At 69.0% G+C, this 16142-nt stretch carries 18 protein-coding genes; 7 read left to right on the forward strand and 11 right to left on the reverse strand.

Features of this window, described 5'->3' with window-relative positions; genetic code table 11:
- Positions 1–15 precede the first annotated feature (15 nt).
- Complete coding sequence (locus tag ACOACQ_RS15765; RefSeq protein ID WP_378596185.1) at positions 16–681, reverse strand: GNAT family N-acetyltransferase; 666 nt, start codon at positions 679–681, stop codon at positions 16–18.
- 72 nt (positions 682–753) lie between these two features.
- Between ACOACQ_RS15765 and ACOACQ_RS15770 the strand changes: the two genes are divergently transcribed.
- The gene (locus ACOACQ_RS15770) at positions 754–1968 is read left to right on the forward strand and encodes a pyridoxal phosphate-dependent aminotransferase (RefSeq protein ID WP_378596186.1); all 1215 of its coding nucleotides are present in this window, start codon (positions 754–756) and stop codon (positions 1966–1968) included.
- 13 nt (positions 1969–1981) lie between these two features.
- Complete coding sequence (locus ACOACQ_RS15775) at positions 1982–2773, forward strand: lysophospholipid acyltransferase family protein (protein ID WP_420288725.1); 792 nt, start codon at positions 1982–1984, stop codon at positions 2771–2773.
- 227 nt (positions 2774–3000) lie between these two features.
- Here the strand turns inward: ACOACQ_RS15775 and ACOACQ_RS15780 are convergent, their stop codons facing one another.
- From ACOACQ_RS15780 to rpmH, 8 genes are all read right to left on the reverse strand, one after another.
- Entirely contained in the window at positions 3001–4005 is a 1005-nt protein-coding gene (locus ACOACQ_RS15780; protein ID WP_420288726.1) for a ParB/RepB/Spo0J family partition protein, read from the reverse strand.
- Complete coding sequence (locus ACOACQ_RS15785) at positions 4002–4970, reverse strand: ParA family protein (RefSeq protein WP_420288727.1); 969 nt, start codon at positions 4968–4970, stop codon at positions 4002–4004. Before ACOACQ_RS15785 ends, ACOACQ_RS15780 begins: the two co-directional genes overlap by 4 nt.
- A 176-nt stretch (positions 4971–5146) precedes the next feature.
- Complete coding sequence (gene rsmG / locus ACOACQ_RS15790) at positions 5147–5884, reverse strand: 16S rRNA (guanine(527)-N(7))-methyltransferase RsmG (RefSeq protein ID WP_420288728.1); 738 nt, start codon at positions 5882–5884, stop codon at positions 5147–5149.
- A 93-nt stretch (positions 5885–5977) separates the two neighbouring features.
- Entirely contained in the window at positions 5978–6580 is a 603-nt protein-coding gene (locus tag ACOACQ_RS15795; protein WP_420288729.1) for a protein jag, read from the reverse strand.
- A complete protein-coding gene (yidC, locus tag ACOACQ_RS15800; RefSeq protein ID WP_378596918.1) occupies positions 6577–7620 on the reverse strand; it encodes a membrane protein insertase YidC in 1044 nt (347 codons plus the stop codon). Before yidC ends, ACOACQ_RS15795 begins: the two co-directional genes overlap by 4 nt.
- Positions 7621–7623: 3 nt before the next feature.
- Positions 7624–7902 (reverse strand): membrane protein insertion efficiency factor YidD, encoded by a 279-nt coding sequence (gene yidD, locus ACOACQ_RS15805; RefSeq protein WP_378596917.1) that lies wholly within the window; start codon positions 7900–7902, stop codon positions 7624–7626.
- Positions 7902–8285 carry a ribonuclease P protein component gene (gene rnpA, locus ACOACQ_RS15810; protein ID WP_420288730.1) on the reverse strand — a complete coding sequence of 128 codons (384 nt, stop codon included), beginning with the start codon at positions 8283–8285 and terminating at the stop codon, positions 7902–7904. The genes yidD and rnpA overlap by 1 nt, the downstream gene beginning before the upstream one ends.
- A 41-nt stretch (positions 8286–8326) precedes the next feature.
- Positions 8327–8464 (reverse strand): 50S ribosomal protein L34, encoded by a 138-nt coding sequence (rpmH, locus tag ACOACQ_RS15815; RefSeq protein ID WP_082573308.1) that lies wholly within the window; start codon positions 8462–8464, stop codon positions 8327–8329.
- 547 nt (positions 8465–9011) lie between these two features.
- On the opposite strand from rpmH, the gene dnaA reads away from it, so the two are divergent.
- From dnaA to gnd, 3 genes are all read left to right on the forward strand, one after another.
- Positions 9012–10589, forward strand: a complete 1578-nt coding sequence (gene dnaA / locus ACOACQ_RS15820) for a chromosomal replication initiator protein DnaA (protein ID WP_420288731.1) — start codon at positions 9012–9014, stop codon at positions 10587–10589.
- A 480-nt stretch (positions 10590–11069) separates the two neighbouring features.
- A complete protein-coding gene (gene dnaN, locus ACOACQ_RS15825) occupies positions 11070–12215 on the forward strand; it encodes a DNA polymerase III subunit beta (protein WP_420288732.1) in 1146 nt (381 codons plus the stop codon).
- Positions 12216–12267: 52 nt separating this feature from the next.
- On the forward strand, positions 12268–13149 hold the full coding sequence (gene gnd, locus ACOACQ_RS15830; RefSeq protein WP_378596914.1) for a phosphogluconate dehydrogenase (NAD(+)-dependent, decarboxylating): 882 nt from the start codon (positions 12268–12270) through the stop codon (positions 13147–13149).
- A gap of 12 nt (positions 13150–13161) precedes the next feature.
- Here gnd and ACOACQ_RS15835 read toward each other — a convergent pair whose 3' ends face one another.
- On the reverse strand, positions 13162–13602 hold the full coding sequence (locus ACOACQ_RS15835; RefSeq protein ID WP_378596913.1) for a DUF2752 domain-containing protein: 441 nt from the start codon (positions 13600–13602) through the stop codon (positions 13162–13164).
- A 22-nt stretch (positions 13603–13624) separates the two neighbouring features.
- Positions 13625–14059 (reverse strand): NINE protein, encoded by a 435-nt coding sequence (locus ACOACQ_RS15840; protein ID WP_420288733.1) that lies wholly within the window; start codon positions 14057–14059, stop codon positions 13625–13627.
- Between the two features lie 103 nt (positions 14060–14162).
- On the opposite strand from ACOACQ_RS15840, the gene recF reads away from it, so the two are divergent.
- Positions 14163–15329, forward strand: coding sequence for a DNA replication/repair protein RecF (gene recF, locus ACOACQ_RS15845; RefSeq protein WP_420288734.1), 1167 nt, complete (start codon positions 14163–14165; stop codon positions 15327–15329).
- Positions 15322–15963, forward strand: coding sequence for a DUF721 domain-containing protein (locus tag ACOACQ_RS15850; protein WP_378596910.1), 642 nt, complete (start codon positions 15322–15324; stop codon positions 15961–15963). Before recF ends, ACOACQ_RS15850 begins: the two co-directional genes overlap by 8 nt.
- Positions 15964–16142 lie beyond the last annotated feature (179 nt).

Consider the following 16142-nt stretch of genomic DNA (forward strand, 5'->3'; position numbering starts at 1 on the left):
GACGCCCCCGGGGACTCAACCCCGGGGGCTTCCTGTTTCCCGTGAAACAGGCGTCGGCGCCGGCTTCGGCCGTCGTACGACGCCCACGATCCGCTCCCACGCAGCCTCCACCTCGCCCCGCCAGGTGATGAGCGAGCGCATCTCCATCCGCATCCGCGGCGTCCGCGGGTGCGCCCGGTGCGTCTTGAAGCCCACCCGGGCCAGGAATTCCGCCGGTACGACGCAGGTCGGGCTCTTCCGGGCGCCCGGAACGGCCACACCGGTGCTGGCGAACGCCTCCACGGCGCGGATGTCGTCGCGGCCGACCAGGTCGCGGGCCATGCCCTGCACCAGGAGGCGTCCCAGGCCGGCTCCGGTGAACTCCGGACGCACCCAGGCCGTCGTCAGCAGCACGGCATCGGCCGAGACGGGGGCGGTGGGGAACGCGGCGGATCCCGGCACGAACGCGGGCGGGGCGTAGGTCAGGTAGCCGACCGGCTCGCCGTCGACCAGGGCCACCCGACCGCAGGAGCCCCACTCCCGCAGCACCTCGGAGATCCAGGTCTCCTTCTCGCGCGCCCACTCGGGCTCGGGGATCGCGTCGCGGTGCACCGGTTCGCGCTCCCAGAACAGGCAGGAGTGGCAGGGCGCGTCGAGGGCCTCGAGCAGGTCGAGGGTCAGCGGAACCGTCGTACGCGCCATCGCGCTCTCCTTGGCGGGGTGCTGTCGATGGTAGTCCCGAAATCCGCTGGCGCGGACCTGCGAGAATGCCGTGTGCGCAAGATCCGCCAGAGCCAGAAGCTTCGCAATGTCCGGTACGACGTCCGGGGACCCATCCTCGTCGAGGCCCAGCGCCTCGAGGCCGAGGGCCACCGGATCCTGAAGCTCAACATCGGCAACCCGGCACCGTTCGGGTTCGAGGCTCCGGAGGCGATCCTCGCCGACGTGATCCACCACCTGCCCGAGGCGCAGGGCTACAGCGACTCGCGCGGCATCTACTCCGCCCGCACCGCGGTCGCGCAGTACTACCAGTCCCGCGGGCTCAAGGACACCGACGTCGAGGACGTCTTCATCGGCAACGGCGTCTCCGAGCTGATCTCGATGGTGCTCCAGGCGTTCATCGACGACGGCAACGAGATCCTGGTGCCGGCGCCCGACTACCCGCTGTGGACCGGCGCGGTGTCGCTGTCCGGTGGCAAGCCCGTGCACTACAAGTGCGACGAGGACAACGACTGGATGCCGGACCTCGCCGACATCGAGTCGAAGATCACCGAGAACACGCACGCGCTGGTCATCATCAACCCCAACAACCCCACGGGTGCCGTCTACAGCAAGGACATGGTCGCCAAGCTCGTCGACATCGCGCGGCGCCACGACCTCGTGGTCTTCGCCGACGAGATCTACGAGAAGATCCTGTTCGACGACGCGGTGCACCACCACGCAGCCGCAGCAGCCGGTTCCGACGTCCTGTGCCTGACCTTCAGCGGCCTCTCGAAGGCCTACCGCGTCTGTGGGTACCGCGCCGGCTGGGTGATGATCTCGGGCCCCAAGGAGATCGCCGAGGAGTTCCTCGAGGGCCTCACCCTGATCGCGAACATGCGGATGTGCGCCAACGTGCCTGCCCAGCACGCGATCCAGACCGCCCTGGGCGGCTACCAGTCGATCAACGAGCTGATCGTGCCCGGAGGCCGCTTCTACGAGCAGTCGATGCTCGCCGACCGGCTCCTGAACGAGATCCCCGGCGTCTCCTCGGTCCGCCCGCGCGGCGCGCTCTACTGCTTCCCCCGCCTGGACCCCGAGGTCTACGCCATCGACGACGACGAGCAGTTCGTGATCGACCTGTTGCGCTCGAAGAAGATCCTGGTCACCCACGGCTCCGGCTTCAACTGGCCCGCCCCCGACCACTTCCGCCTCGTCACGCTCCCCGACGTCGACGTGCTCGAAGAGGCCATTGGCCGGATCGCGGAATTCCTCGCCACACGACGCTGACACACTGGGGGGTATGCGCGACATCACGTACCCGCCCGTCATCATCACGGCCAAGGTCCTCTTCAAGGCCCTCGGCCAGAAGTTCCAGCTGTCCGGCACGGAGAACGTGCCGAGGACCGGCGGGGCGCTGCTGGCGATCAACCACACCGGGTACGTCGACTTCATCTACGGCGGCCTCGGCGCCAACCCGTCCAAGCGGCTGGTCCGGTTCATGATCAAGAAGGAGATGATGGACACCCCCGGGGTGGGCCACCTGCTGCGTTCCTTCCACCACATCACCGTGGACCGCTCGTCGGGCGCACAGTCGATGCTCGACGCGAAGGCCTACCTGGAGGCGGGGGAGGTCGTGGGCATCTACCCCGAGGCCACCATCTCGCGTTCCTTCGAGATCAAGGAGCTGAAGGTCGGGGCGGTCAAGATCGCCGCCGAGACCGGCGTCCCCCTGATCCCGATGATCGTGTGGGGCGCCCACCGGCTGATGACCAAGGACCACGCGAAGGACTTCTCCCGCAAGCGCAAGACGATCGCGGTCAAGGTCGGCGATCCGATGTACCCGACCGGCGAGGACCTCGCCGCCGAGACCGCCGCCCTGCGAGCGGCGATGCAGAAGATGCTCGACGAGGTCATCGCGGAGTACCCCGAGGACGAGAAGGCCCCGGGCTCCTGGTGGACCCCCGCCCGCTTCGGTGGCTCCGCGCCGACGCCGGAGAAGGCCCTCGAGATGGACGCCGCCGAGCTCAAGGAACGGGCCGCCAAGCGTGCGGCCAAGGCGGCCGAGAAGCGCGCTGCGAAGAAGGACAAGTAGACCTACCGATATATCGGTTTGTCGCCTTGTCGCTTTGTCGACAATCGGTGTTTCCGCAGGTCAGCCCGGTGGTTGAGATGCGAGGAGCGCCAGTGACTGGCCTCGGAACCTCCGAGCTGATCCTGCTGCGGGTTCATCAAGGTATGTCGGCGAATCTGCACTTCCCCGGCATTGCACGTCGAGGGAAGTGTCGCCTCGACCACATCCCTTGATGAACCCGCACGAGGTCAGATCGGCCGGTCCTGGCGGTTGCGCGGGTCGATCAGGTCGACGATGCGCTGTAGGTCGCCGGTGTTGGCGAACTCGATACTGATCTTGCCCTTGGCCTTGCCCAGGTCGATCTTGACCCGCGTCTCGAGCCGGTCGCCGAGGCGATCCGAGAGCTCGACCAGCCCGGGCGCCTTCGGGCGGGCCCGGGGCGGACGCGGGGCAGCGCCGCCGACGTCACCGACCGCGACGATCTCCTCGAGGCCGCGCACCGAGATGCCCTCGGCCACGACCCGCTGCGCGAGCCGGTCCTGGAGGTCGGCCTCGGAGACGCCGAGCAACGCCCGGGCGTGACCGGCGGACAGGACGCCCGCTGCGACCCGGCGCTGGACGGCCGGGGAGAGCTTGAGCAGGCGCATCGTGTTGCTGATCTGCGGACGCGAGCGACCGATCCGCTGGGCGAGCTCCTCGTGCGTGCACGCGAAGTCCTCGAGCAGCTGCTGGTAGGCCGCGGCCTCCTCCAGCGGGTTCAGGTTGCTGCGGTGCAGGTTCTCCAGCAACGCATCGCGGAGCATCGCGGTGTCGTCGGTCTCCCGGACGATCGCCGGGATGGTGGCGAGGCCGGCCTGCTGGGTCGCGCGCCAACGCCGCTCCCCCATGACCAGCTCGAAGGTGTCCGGGCCGCTTCGTCGTACGACGACGGGCTGGAGCAGGCCGATTTCGCGGATCGAGTGGACCAATTCGGCCATCGCGTCCTCGTCGAAGACCGTCCGCGGGTTGACCGCGTTGGGCTTGATCTGGTCGACGGGCAATTCGGCGAAGTAGGCCCCGTCAACGGGCGCCAGACCCGAATCTTCGATCTGAGGGCCTCGCGCCGATTCGGTGGACCCGGGGTCCACGGACGCGCTGGAAGTGGCTCCTGCGGAAAGGTCCGCATCCTGAAATGTCGAGTTGACAGGGGGAGCCGTCGGGATGAGCGATCCGAGGCCGCGACCGAGGCCGCGACGAGGTGCCCCGGCGTTCACTGAAGACTGCCCTTCGTGACGATCTCGCGCGCCGCTTCGAGGTAGCTGAGGGCCCCCGGCGAGCCCGGATCGTAGGTCATCACGGTCTGTCCGTACGACGGTGCCTCGGAGACGCGGACCGATCGCGGGATGGCCGTCTTCACGACCTGGTCACCGAAGTGGTCGCGGACCTCCTGGGCGACACCGGCCGCGAGGCGGGTCCGGGCGTCGTACATCGTCAGCAGGATGGTGGAGACCGCGAGGTCGGGGTTCAGGTGGGCGCGGACCATGTCGACGGTCTTGAGCAGCTGGCCGAGGCCCTCCAGGGCGTAGTACTCGGCCTGGATCGGGATCATCATCTCGGCACCCGCGACGAGCGCGTTCAGGGTGAGCAGGCCGAGCGACGGCGGGCAGTCGATGAAGACGTAGTCGAACCGGTCCTCCCCCACCTTCTCCGCGGAACCGATCCGCGGGTGGGCGTCGATCGCCTTCTTCAGGCGCTGCTCGCGGGCGACGACGCTGACCAGCTCGATCTCGGCTCCGGCGAGATCGATGGTCGCCGGGACGACCCAGAGACCGGCCGCGTCGGGGCACGGCTGCGCGATGTCGGCGATCGCCAGGCCGTCCACGAGGAGCTCGTAGGTCGAGGGGGTGCCCTGGTGGTGATCGATGTTCAGCGCGGTCGACGCGTTGCCCTGGGGGTCGAGGTCGATGACCAGGACCTTCTGGCCGAGCTGGGTCATCGCCGCAGCGAGGTTGACGGTCGAGGTGGTCTTGCCGACCCCGCCCTTCTGGTTCGCCACGACGAAGACGCGCGTCTCCGAGGGTCGGGCGAGGTGCTCCTGCGGGATGCCGGCGCGCACCAGGACGGTGGCCTGTGCGGCCCGCGCCAGGGGCGTCAGGTCGTCGTCGAAGTCGGCGGCGGCCTCGGCCAGCTGAGCCGCGGTCCGGACCTGGCTCGACATCGGCGGGTACGGCGCCGTCACCGTTTCACGTGAAACGTCAGCGTCCTCGGCGGGACCGGTTTCACGTGAAACATCGTCGTTGGCCGCGACATCACTCGACACCGCTACCTGTGGATAACCAGGGCCGGTCTGTGGATGGGCACGCTCAGGACCGGTACTCCCATCGGTGGAAAACCCTTCGGGGGTGAACGGGTCGCTCACGACTTCCTCCTCTTGGAACGTGACGTACCGGGACGTGATTCGCGAGAACCACGGGTGCCACGAGGGGGCAACGATACGCGTGTTGGGTCGGCCCAGGTGACCCGGACGACCTGAATCGGATCGACACCGTCCAGGCCACCAACCTCGGCGCCGAGGGTGTCGATGGTGGGGGGAGCGCACCGCAGCTTCGACAGCGTCGGACCCGCGGCGGCGACCTCGTCGGCAGCCGAGCTGCCCTTCATGGCGACGAGGGCTCCGTGCGGTGCGACGAGCGGCATGCTCCACCCGAGCAGTCGCTCCAGGGGAGCCACCGCGCGGGACGTGACGACGTCGTACGTCGCCTTGCCGTGCAACGCGTCGGCGCGGCCCCGGACGACCGTGACGTTGGACAGGTCCAGTTCCGCCACGACCTCCTCCAGGAACGTCGTACGACGCAGCAGGGGCTCCACCAGGGTGATGGAGAGGTCAGGGCGGGCAACAGCCACCACGAGGCCGGGCAGGCCCGCCCCGGAGCCGATGTCGACCACCGTGGCGCCCTGGGGGAGCGCGGGCGACAGCAGCGCGCAGTTGATCAGGTGCCGGTCCCACAGGCGCGGGGCTTCACGCGGCCCGATCAGGCCGCGGATCACTCCCTCGGTGGCCAGCAGCTCGGCGTACCGGATCGCCAGCGGCAACCGGTCGGCCGGGAAGACCTCGGCGGCAGCGGCCGGGACGGGTCCCACAGAAGACCGCACCCCCGGGCCTTCCGGATCCTGCGGATCCGGAGACACCGGGGGTGTGGTGGAGTCGTCTTGTTTCACGTGAAACGTCGACTGGGCCGCGGAGGCTCAGGCGTCCGCGGGGAGCACGACGACGTAGCGACGCGGCTCGACGCCCGCGGACTCCGACCGGAGACCGGCAGCGGCGACGGCGTCGTGGACGATCTTGCGCTCGAACGGCGACATCGCGTCGAGCGACACCGGCTCGCCGGAGGCGATGACCTGGGCGGCCGTCTCCGCACCGAGCTGGGTGAGGCGGGTGCGCTTGTCCGCACGGAAGCCGGAGATGTCCAGCATCAGGCGCGAACGCTCGCCGGTCTCGCGGTAGACGGCGAGGCGGGTGAGCTCCTGCAGGGCTTCGAGCACCTTGCCGTCGGAGCCCACGAGCTGCGAGAGGTCGGCACCGACGATCGACACGGCGGCTCGGTCGGCCTCCACGTCGATGTCCAGGTCGCCGTCGAGGTCCGCGATGTCGAGCAGCTCCTCGAGGTAGTCGGCGGCGATGTCGCCTTCCTGCTCGAGGCGGGCAACCCGGTCGGCCTCGGTCTTCGGGGCGGCAGCGGCCGGAGCGTCGACGTCCGCGGCGTCCGTCTCCTGCGCGTCCGTCTCCCGCGCGTCCGTCTCCACGACCTCGTTCTCGGTCACGGCTTCGGTCTCGATGTCGGCGCTCATTCGGGTTCTCCCTGGTTCGTGGTGGGCTTCGTCTTGTTGGCGGCGCTGTTACTGGCGCCGCCGGCGTTCTTCTTGCGCTGGGCCTTCGTCTGGCGCTTGGGCTGCTGTCGTACGGCGGCCGCACGGCGCTCCTCGGCGGCAGCAGCCTCAGCGGCCTCCGCCTCGGCGACGAGGTCGACCTTGCCGTGCTTCAGGGCCTTGGCGCGGTCGCGCTCCTTCTTGGCCTGCTCGGCCGGCGTTCCGGGCGCAGGGTTGTTGCGGATGACGTAGAACTGCTGGCTCATCGTCCACAGGTTCGAGGTGGTCCAGTAGAGGAGCACGCCGATCGGGAACGCGACGCCACCGAGGCCGAAGGCCACCGGGAGGATGTAGAGAAGCATCTTCTGCTGCTGGGCGTACGGGCCGCTCATCGCCTCGGCCGGCATGTTCTTGGCCATCAGCTGGCGCTGGGTGAAGAAGGTGGTGGCGGTCATCGCGAGCACGAGGACGAGCGCGACGATCATGACGGCCGTCTGGGGCTCGGGGCCCCAGGTGCGCGAGCCCCAGAACGAGTCGGCGAGCGGGATCTTGCCGAAGACCTCGGACTGGCCGAACTGCTTGGCGCGGTCGGCGTCGAGGAAGCCGTGGGCCTTGTTCTTCTTGGCGGCCTGGTCGAGCAGGCGGAACAGGGCGAAGAAGATCGGCATCTGCAGCAGGATCGGCAGGCAGGACGCGAACGGGTTGGTCCCCGCGTCCTTGTAGAGCTTCATCGTCTCTTCGGCCAGCTTCTGCCGGTCGTGGCCGTACTTCTTCTGCAGCTCCTTGACCTTGGGCTGCAGCAGCTGCATGTTGCGGCTGGACTTGATCTGCTTCACGAACAGCGGGATCAGCGCCGCCCGGATCACGAGCGTCAGGCCGATGATCGACAGTGCCCACGACAGACCACCGGCGGGATCCAGGCCCAGCAGGCTGAACAGCTCGTGCCAGCCGATGAGCACCGCGGAGATGATGTAGTAGAGCGGCACCATGATGAAGTGGCCGATGTCGCCGAAGATGCCCACGGATCAGGCTCCTTGCTGAGTGTGAGGTCCGCCGGCGGACGCCGTACGGAGTTCGGGGGAGCGCGGAGTGCGCTCAGGGACGTGGTCAACGCCCCCGGGAGACCAGGGGTGGCACCGCAGCAGGCGTCGTACGGCCAGCCAGGTGCCCTTGAAGGCTCCGTGCACCTGCAGCGCCTGGACGGCGTACGCCGAACAGGAGGGGTAGTAGCGGCAGGTGGGACCCAGCATCGGGCTGATCAGGAGCTGATAGCCGCGCACCAGACCGATCAGCAGCCACTTCATCACGCCTCCCCGGCCATGGCGTCGGACGGGACCACGCGTTGCAGACAACGGTCGAGGTCCGCCACCAGTTCCGGGTACGACGCCGTGGCAGCCGGTGCCTGGGCCCGCACCACGAGCAGGGAGCCCGCGGGAAGCGCGTCCAGGCGATCGCGCATGGCGTGCCGCAACCGGCGCTTGACCTGGTTGCGGACCACCGCCGTACCGACGGCCTTGCTGACGACGAACCCGACGCGCGCGGAACCTGCTCCGGACACGCCAACGACCTGCGTGCCCTCAGGGGGCAGCAGGTGGGTGACGACGGAGCGGCTTCCGGCGCGACGGCCGCGACGACTCGCCGCCCGAAAACCCTCGGGGTCGGTGAGCCGGGAACCGGCGGTGAGCACGGTCAGCCCCACGGAATGCGCTGGGCGGACACGAGCCGTCCTCAGACGGACAGGCTCTGACGGCCCTTTCGGCGACGGTTCGCCAGAATCGAGCGACCCGCGCGGGTCCGCATACGAAGGCGGAAGCCGTGGACCTTGTGCCGGCGGCGGTTGTTCGGCTGGTACGTGCGCTTGCTCACGATGACCTCTCAGGTGCAAATGTCGGGAAGGGTCAGCCGGCAGCCCAGGAGAGGCTCCGGTCAGGAGCCGCAGGACCTGTCGGCCGGCACCGCGCAGCCACGAGGCGGTCAGGGCCTCGTGGACATGCGGCACCGGTCGACTCCGGTTGACCAATCAACGGTACGCGCAGGCCCAATCCGGGGTCAAACCGACGGCACCCCCGCCCTCCTTGCACAGATGAAGGTGAAAACCTGTGGATAGCGGGTTGATCCGCAGGCCGATCGGCGTCTAGGTTCGATGGATCCGGGTTTCCCCGCCGGACCTCGAAGCAGCCCGTCGACACCGTGACCCGCAGCACCATCAACCCCCACCACAAGGCGTTGACCTGCGGAAACAGTGATCGGAGCGCCGATTCGAGGCGGCCTCGGTTTCGTATCACGCGCCAGTGATGCAAATGTTCACAACCTGTGGACAAACTTGTGGAGCCAGCCCCTTGAATTCGGCCGGCACCACCCGAAGGCCGCCCACCGGCGGACCGGACAAGACGAACAGCGAGAGGTGTGAGGCGTGACCGGCAACCCCGATCAGCCCCAGAACGACCCCAACCCGGACTCGGTCCCGGACTCGGCGACGACCCGTCTCGGCGTCGAGTGGTCCGCTGTCGTCGGTGAGCTCCAGGCCCATCAGCGTGCCTGGCTCCAGGCGAGCCGGCCCGTCACGCTGCACGGCACCACCGCGATCGTGGCCGTCCCGGACGACTTCACCCGCAAGCGCCTCGAGGGTCGGCTGCGCAGCCAGCTCGAGGACGCCCTGACCGAACGCTTCGGCCAGGAGGTGCAGCTGGCGGTGACCGTCGACAGCACGCTGCGCCATGACGTGCCGTTCGAGGGTGGCCCGGCGCCGTACGACCAGGGACCCGGCTACGACCAGCCGACGTTCGAGCAGCCGGCCCCGACGCCGCAGATCGACTTGTCGACAAAGCCACAAACCGATTCGTCGACGTACGACGCGGCCGCAGTCGTCGCCGCCCCCGGGTACGACGCCACGTTCACCCCGCCCGACCTGAACGCCGCCAACGCGGCCGGCCCCTCGGCCACCGGGACCGGCGAATCGCGCCTGAACCCGAAGTACACCTTCGAGACGTTCGTCATCGGCTCGTCCAACCGCTTCCCCCACGCCGCGGCCGTCGCGGTCAGCGAGGCGCCGGGCAAGAGCTACAACCCGCTGCTGGTCTACGGGGAGTCCGGCCTCGGCAAGACGCACCTGCTGCACGCGATCGGGCACTACGTCCGCACGATCTATGCCGGTTCCAAGGTGCGCTACGTCTCCAGCGAGGAGTTCACCAACGAGTTCATCAACGCGATCCGCGACGACCGGCAGGACCGGTTCAAGCGGAAGTACCGCGAGGTGGACGTGCTGCTGATCGACGACATCCAGTTCCTGGCGGGCAAGACGCAGACCCAGGAGGAGTTCTTCCACACCTTCAACACGCTCCACAACGCGAACAAGCAGATCGTGCTGACCTCCGACCGGCCGCCCAAGCTGCTCGAGGCGCTGGAGGACCGGCTGCGCAACCGCTTCGAGTGGGGCCTCATCACCGACGTCCAGGCGCCCGACCTCGAGACCCGGATCGCGATCCTTCGCAAGAAGGCCGCCATGGACCGCCTCACCGCGCCCTCCGACGTCCTCGAGTTCATCGCCAGCAAGATCCAGACGAACATCCGCGAGCTCGAGGGCGCCCTGATCCGGGTCACCGCCTTCGCGAACCTCAACCGCCAGGACGTCGACATGACGCTGGCCGAGATCGTGCTCAAGGACCTGATCCCCGACGGTGGCGAGCCGGAGATCACCGCGCCGCTCATCATCGCCCAGACCGCGGCGTACTTCGGCCTCTCCATCGAGGAGCTCACCGGTCCCAGCCGCGGCCGGCACCTGGTGATGGCCCGTCAGATCGCCATGTACCTGTGCCGTGAGCTCACCGGCCTGTCGCTGCCGAAGATCGGTGCGCAGTTCGGCAACCGTGACCACACGACCGTGATGTACGCCGAGCGCAAGATCAACCAGCTCCTCGGCGAGCGTCGTGCCGTCTTCAACCAGGTCAGCGAACTGACCAACCGCGTGAAGATGCAGGCCCGGCAGGGCTGATCCTGCGGCTCGTGCCAGAAATCTTCTGGTGATTCCAGCCTGTGGAGAAACCACCCCGAATTGTGCGAACTACACGGGGAGGATTCCGTGGAACCACCTGGAGCTCGTCGTACGACCGGGGGTTCGTGCACAGGGGCACCCCGTTCGTACCGATTTCATCCACACCCTTCATCCACCGGTCATCTGCGGTCTGACCTGCGAAGACGTCGGTCATCCACAGTTTCCACCGCACCTATGACTACTCCCTCTTGAACTCCAACACTTCGAAGCGCAGCACCTCTCCGGGCCCTTTCCCTGTGCACTCAGCGGACCGGGACCGATCCCCGAGGGGCTTCGACGAGGTTCTGGGTGCAGGTCTTGGGAATGACATGGCAGGATGCAACCCCACACGGGCACGAACTCCAGATCTGTCATTCCCCGGCAGGCGCACCGCAGCGAGTTGGGCCCGGCTCCTTCGAACTAGTGATGAGGTACGACGCCGTGAAGTTCCGTGTCGACCGTGACGTCCTCGCCGACGCCGTGGCCTGGGCTGCCCGCAGCCTTCCGGTGCGCCCCAGTGCCCCTGTCCTCGCCGGCCTGTTGATCGAGGCCAGCGACGAGGGCCTGATCCTCTCGACGTTCGACTACGAGACGTCGGCCCGCGCCACGCTCAACGCGGAGGTCAGCGACGAGGGCAAGGCACTCGTCAGTGGCCGGCTGCTCGCCGACATCTGCCGCAGCCTCCCGAACAAGCCCGTCGACATCACCCTCGACGGCACCCGCGTCTCGCTCACCTGCGGATCCTCGCGCTTCTCGCTGCAGACGATGCCCGTCGAGGACTACCCGTCGATCCCGGACATGCCGAGCGCCACGGGCACCGTCCCGAGCGAGGCGTTCGCCCACGCCGTCGCCCAGGCCGTCACGGCCGCGGGTCGCGACGACATGCTTCCCGTCCTCACGGGCGTCCGGGTCGAGATCGAGGGTGACACCATCGCCCTGCTCGCCACCGACCGGTTCCGGCTGTCGCAGCGCGAGCTGACCTGGAACCCCGGCACCCCCGACGTCACGATGGCCGCCCTGGTCCCCGCGAAGGTCCTCGGCGACACCGCCAAGTCCCTCACCGCCGGCCCCGAGGTCACCATCGCGCTCTCCGCATCGGGTGCCGGCGACGGCATCATCGGCTTCGAGGGCACGGGCCCCGGCGGTGTTCGTCGTACGACGACCCGACTGCTCGACGGCGAGTTCCCCAAGGTGCGGGCACTCTTCCCGAGCGAGAAGCTGACCGTGGCGCGCATCGACCGGGCCGAGCTGATCGAGTCCGTCAAGCGCGTCTCGCTCGTCGCCGACCGCAACACCGCCGTCCAGCTCAGCTTCCGCGACGGCGCCCTGGTGCTCGACGCCGGCTCGGGCGATGACGCCCAGGCGTCGGAGTCGGTGCCCGCGCAGATCGACGGTGAGGACCTGGTGACCGGCTTCAACCCGGCGTTCCTGCTCGACGGCCTCGGCGCCATCGACGAACCGGTCGTGGAGCTCGCGTTCACCCAGGCCTCCAAGCCCGTCGTCATCAGCGGCACCGGTGACGAGAGTGCGCCCACCGATGGTGGTTCCTTCCGCTACCTGCTGATGCCGCGCCGCCTGCTCAGCTGACCCGTAGCACCCTTCGTCGTCACCCATTCGTCGCCAGCTGGAGGAATGCGCCATGGACATCGGACTGGTCGGACTCGGCAAGATGGGTGGCAACATGCGCACCCGGTTGCGCAATGCGGGCCACACGGTCGTGGGCTACGACCGCAACCCCGAGCTCGCCGACGTGGAGAGCCTGGCCGCGCTGGTCGAGGCACTCCCCTCCCCCAAGGTCGTCTGGGTGATGGTTCCTGCCGGTGACCCGACGCGGTCCACGATCGAAGAGCTCAAGGGCCTGCTCAGCGCCGGCGACGTGGTCGTCGACGGCGGCAACTCCAAGTACACCGACGACGCCATCAACGCCGCCTCCCTTGCGGAGAACGGCATCGGCTTCGTCGACTGCGGCACCTCGGGTGGCGTGTGGGGCCTGCAGAACGGCTACGCCCTGATGTACGGCGGCTCCGTCGAGGACGCCGCCAAGGTGATGCCCGCGTTCGAGGCGTTGAAGCCCGCCGACACCGAGGACGGGCTGGTCCACTGCGGCCCGACGCCGGGTGCCGGCCACTTCGCCAAGATGGTCCACAACGGCATCGAGTACGCGATGATGCAGGCCTACGCCGAGGGCTGGGAGCTGCTCGACAAGGTCGACATCGTCGAGAACGTGCCCGAGATCTTCGCCTCCTGGCGCACCGGCACCGTCGTCCGGTCGTGGCTGCTCGACCTGCTGGTCGACCAGCTCCGTGCCGACGAGCACCTCGACGGGATCCGTGGCTACGCCGACGACTCGGGTGAGGGCCGCTGGACCGTCGAGGCCGCGATCGAGAACGCCGTGCCGATGCCGGCGATCTCCGCCTCGCTGTTCGCGCGGTTCGTGTCGCGGCAGCCGGAGGACCACGCCATGAAGGCGATCTCGGCGATGCGCGCCGGCTTCGGCGGCCACGCCATCAAGAAGGACTGAGTCGAAGAAGGCTCAGATGGCCAGGGCCAGGCGGATCAACCCGTAGCCCAGCCAGATCGCACCCAGGCCGATGGCCACCGGGTGCCGCAGCATCCTGTCCAGTGAGGGCGGCGGCAGTCGCCGCGCCCGTCGTACGACGACCAGGACCACGAACGTCACGACCGCCGCGAGGGCGACCAGGCCGAACGGGTTGGCGGCGAACGACTCCGGCCACCAGCCGTGGGCGCCGTAGACCCACGACCGGGTCAGGCCGCAGCCGGGACACGGGAGTCCGGTGACGGCGCGGAACGGGCAGAGGACCGGCCCGTCCTCGATGTGGTCGGGCGACAGCAGGAACGCCGTACCGACGGCAGCGACCCCACCCGCCGCGACGACGTCCGCGCTCGAGAGGCGGACGTGTCGGAGGAGGCTCCTGGTGGAGGGCTCCTCGGTGGCGGGTGGGGTCGTGGTCACGCGTGTGCTGCCGGGGTGATGATCAGCGGAAGGGGCGGCCGTCGGCGTCGTGCTGCTTGCGCAGCGCGAACATGATCAGGTCGTAGATCGCCCAGATGCCGCAGCCACCGCAGGTGAAAAGCTTGCCGAGGCCCAGGCCGGTCTGGCCGAGGTAGAAGCGGTCGACACCGAAGCTGCCGAGCAGCCAGGAGAGCAGGACAACGGTCAGCCACTCCTTGTCGGAGTACAGGCCGGGGACGTCCTTGGCCGCGATGTACTGCTGGCTGTCAGCCGAACGCACCGGGGCGTCGGACTTGATCTGGCCGGAGACAGCCATCTGCGCGAGCGTGTTGAAATCGATCGGGCCCTGCTCCTGGCCGAGCACGTTCACGTAGAAGGGGCCGCCGGAGGGGATGGGCGCGGGGGCGCCGTAGCCATAGCCGCCGGGGGGCGGAGGGTTCTGAGGAGGTTGCGTCATGGACGTCAGCCTAGGTCCCCGAGGGCCTCTTCAAACATGTTGCCCCGGAGGATGTCCGATGAGGCACGTAAAAGTTGTCGTCGGTGAGGGGGATGATGGGGCTGTGCACGTCTCGCATCTGACCCTCCACGACTTCCGGTCCTACGCCGATGTCGACGTGGCGCTCGACGCCGGGGTCACCGCGTTCGTGGGACGCAACGGGCAGGGGAAGACCAATCTGGTCGAGGCGATCGACTACCTGTCGCGGCTCTCGTCGCACCGGGTCGCGACCGATGCCCCGTTGATCCGGGCCGGTGCCGACCAGGCCGTGATCCGCGCGGCGGTCGTCCGCGAGGGGCGTACCGCGATCCTCGAGGTCGAGCTCAACCCCGGTCGCGCCAACCGTGCCCGCATCAACCGTTCACCCCTGTCGCGCGCACGCGACCTCGCGGGAATCGTGCGCACCGTCGTGTTCAGCCCCGAGGACCTCGCCCTCGTGAAGGGCGACCCGAGCCAGCGCCGCCGGTTCCTCGATGACCTGATCGTGCTCCGCACGCCACGGATGGCGGGCGTGCTCTCCGACTACGAGCGCGTGCTGCGCCAACGCAACACCCTGCTGAAGACGATGTACGCCGCCCGGGGCTCCTCGCGCGACGGCGCCCTCGCGACGCTGGCGGTGTGGGACGACCACCTCGTCGCCACCGGCACCGAGCTGCTGCGGGCCCGGCAGGCGCTCGCGACCGACCTGGCGCCGTACCTCGGCAAGGCGTACGAGGCGGTGGCCCGTGGGGCGTCGCGGGACGACGCGCGCCTGGAGTACCAGCCGAGCGTCCCGCCGCCCGGGCCGGAGGTCGAGGAGCTTGCTCTGCAAGCGTCTCGAGACCCCCTCACCGACAGCTTCCGCGCCGAGCTCGAGCGCCGCCAGCACGACGAGATCGGGCGCGGGGTCACGCTCGTCGGCCCGCACCGCGACGACATCCTGCTGACCCTCGGTCCCGGTGACGAGCAGCGGTTGCCCGTGCGCGGCTACGCCAGTCACGGCGAGTCCTGGTCGTTCGCGCTGGCGCTGCGGCTGGCGTCGTACGACCTGCTGAGGGCCGACGGCGACGACCCGATCCTGGTCCTCGACGACGTGTTCGCCGAGCTCGATGCCGAACGGCGTACCCAGCTGGCCGAGCTCGTCGCCGGCGCCGAGCAGGTGCTCGTCACCGCAGCGGTCGAGGCCGACGTCCCGCCCCAGCTGCGGGGTGTCACCTTCCACGTGGCCGGCGGTGAGGTGACCCGTGACTGAGCCGCCGATCGAACCCGACGACGCAGCAGCCGACACCGCAGCCGACGTTGCTGATGACCTCGACGAGATCGCCGTCGAGCCCGATCCGGACCACCACGCCGACGGCCTCGACCTGGCCCGCGCGCAGACCCTCGGCACCGCCGGGTCGAGCACGACGCCCGCCAAGCACCGCGGCGGACGGTTCTCCGACACGACGGCGTCGGCCAACGGCACCTTCCGTCCGGGCTCGTGGGCCCGGCGCGGTGACCCGCAGTTCAGTGGCGCCTTCCCGGACGGCCGCGACCCGCAGGGGCTCTCGGGCGAGCTCGGCAAGCTGATCAAGGACCGCGGCTGGGCCCTGGACCTGCAGGTGCGCGGGGTGTTCGGTCGATGGACGGAGATCGTCGGCGACGAGATCGGCGCCCACTCGACCCCCGAGTCGCTGGTCGACGGCGTCCTGGTCGTCCGGACCGAGTCGACCGCGTGGGCGACCCAGCTCAAGCTGCTCGCCACGACCATCGTGCGTCGCCTGAACGAGGAGCTCGGGACGGGCACGGTCACGGTCGTGGAGGTGCTCGGACCGCTCGCGCCGACCTGGAAGCACGGCAAGCGCGGCGTCCGCGACGGCCGCGGTCCGCGGGACACCTACGGGTGATCCGGTTGCGGCGGATCTGCGGCCCGAACAGCCCTCTCGGCCGTACGGGGACACATCGGACCCCCTCGCAGGCCCTCCAAACCGGCGTTATGAGCCGCTCAGGGCCGGTTTTCCACAAGGATCCCCCCGTACCGAGGGCTTAGAACGTGTTCTGAGGCCCTCAGCAGGCTAGAATGGCC

This window comes from Nocardioides sp. CPCC 206347, from assembly GCF_048654605.1.
Lineage (GTDB): Bacteria > Actinomycetota > Actinomycetes > Propionibacteriales > Nocardioidaceae > Nocardioides.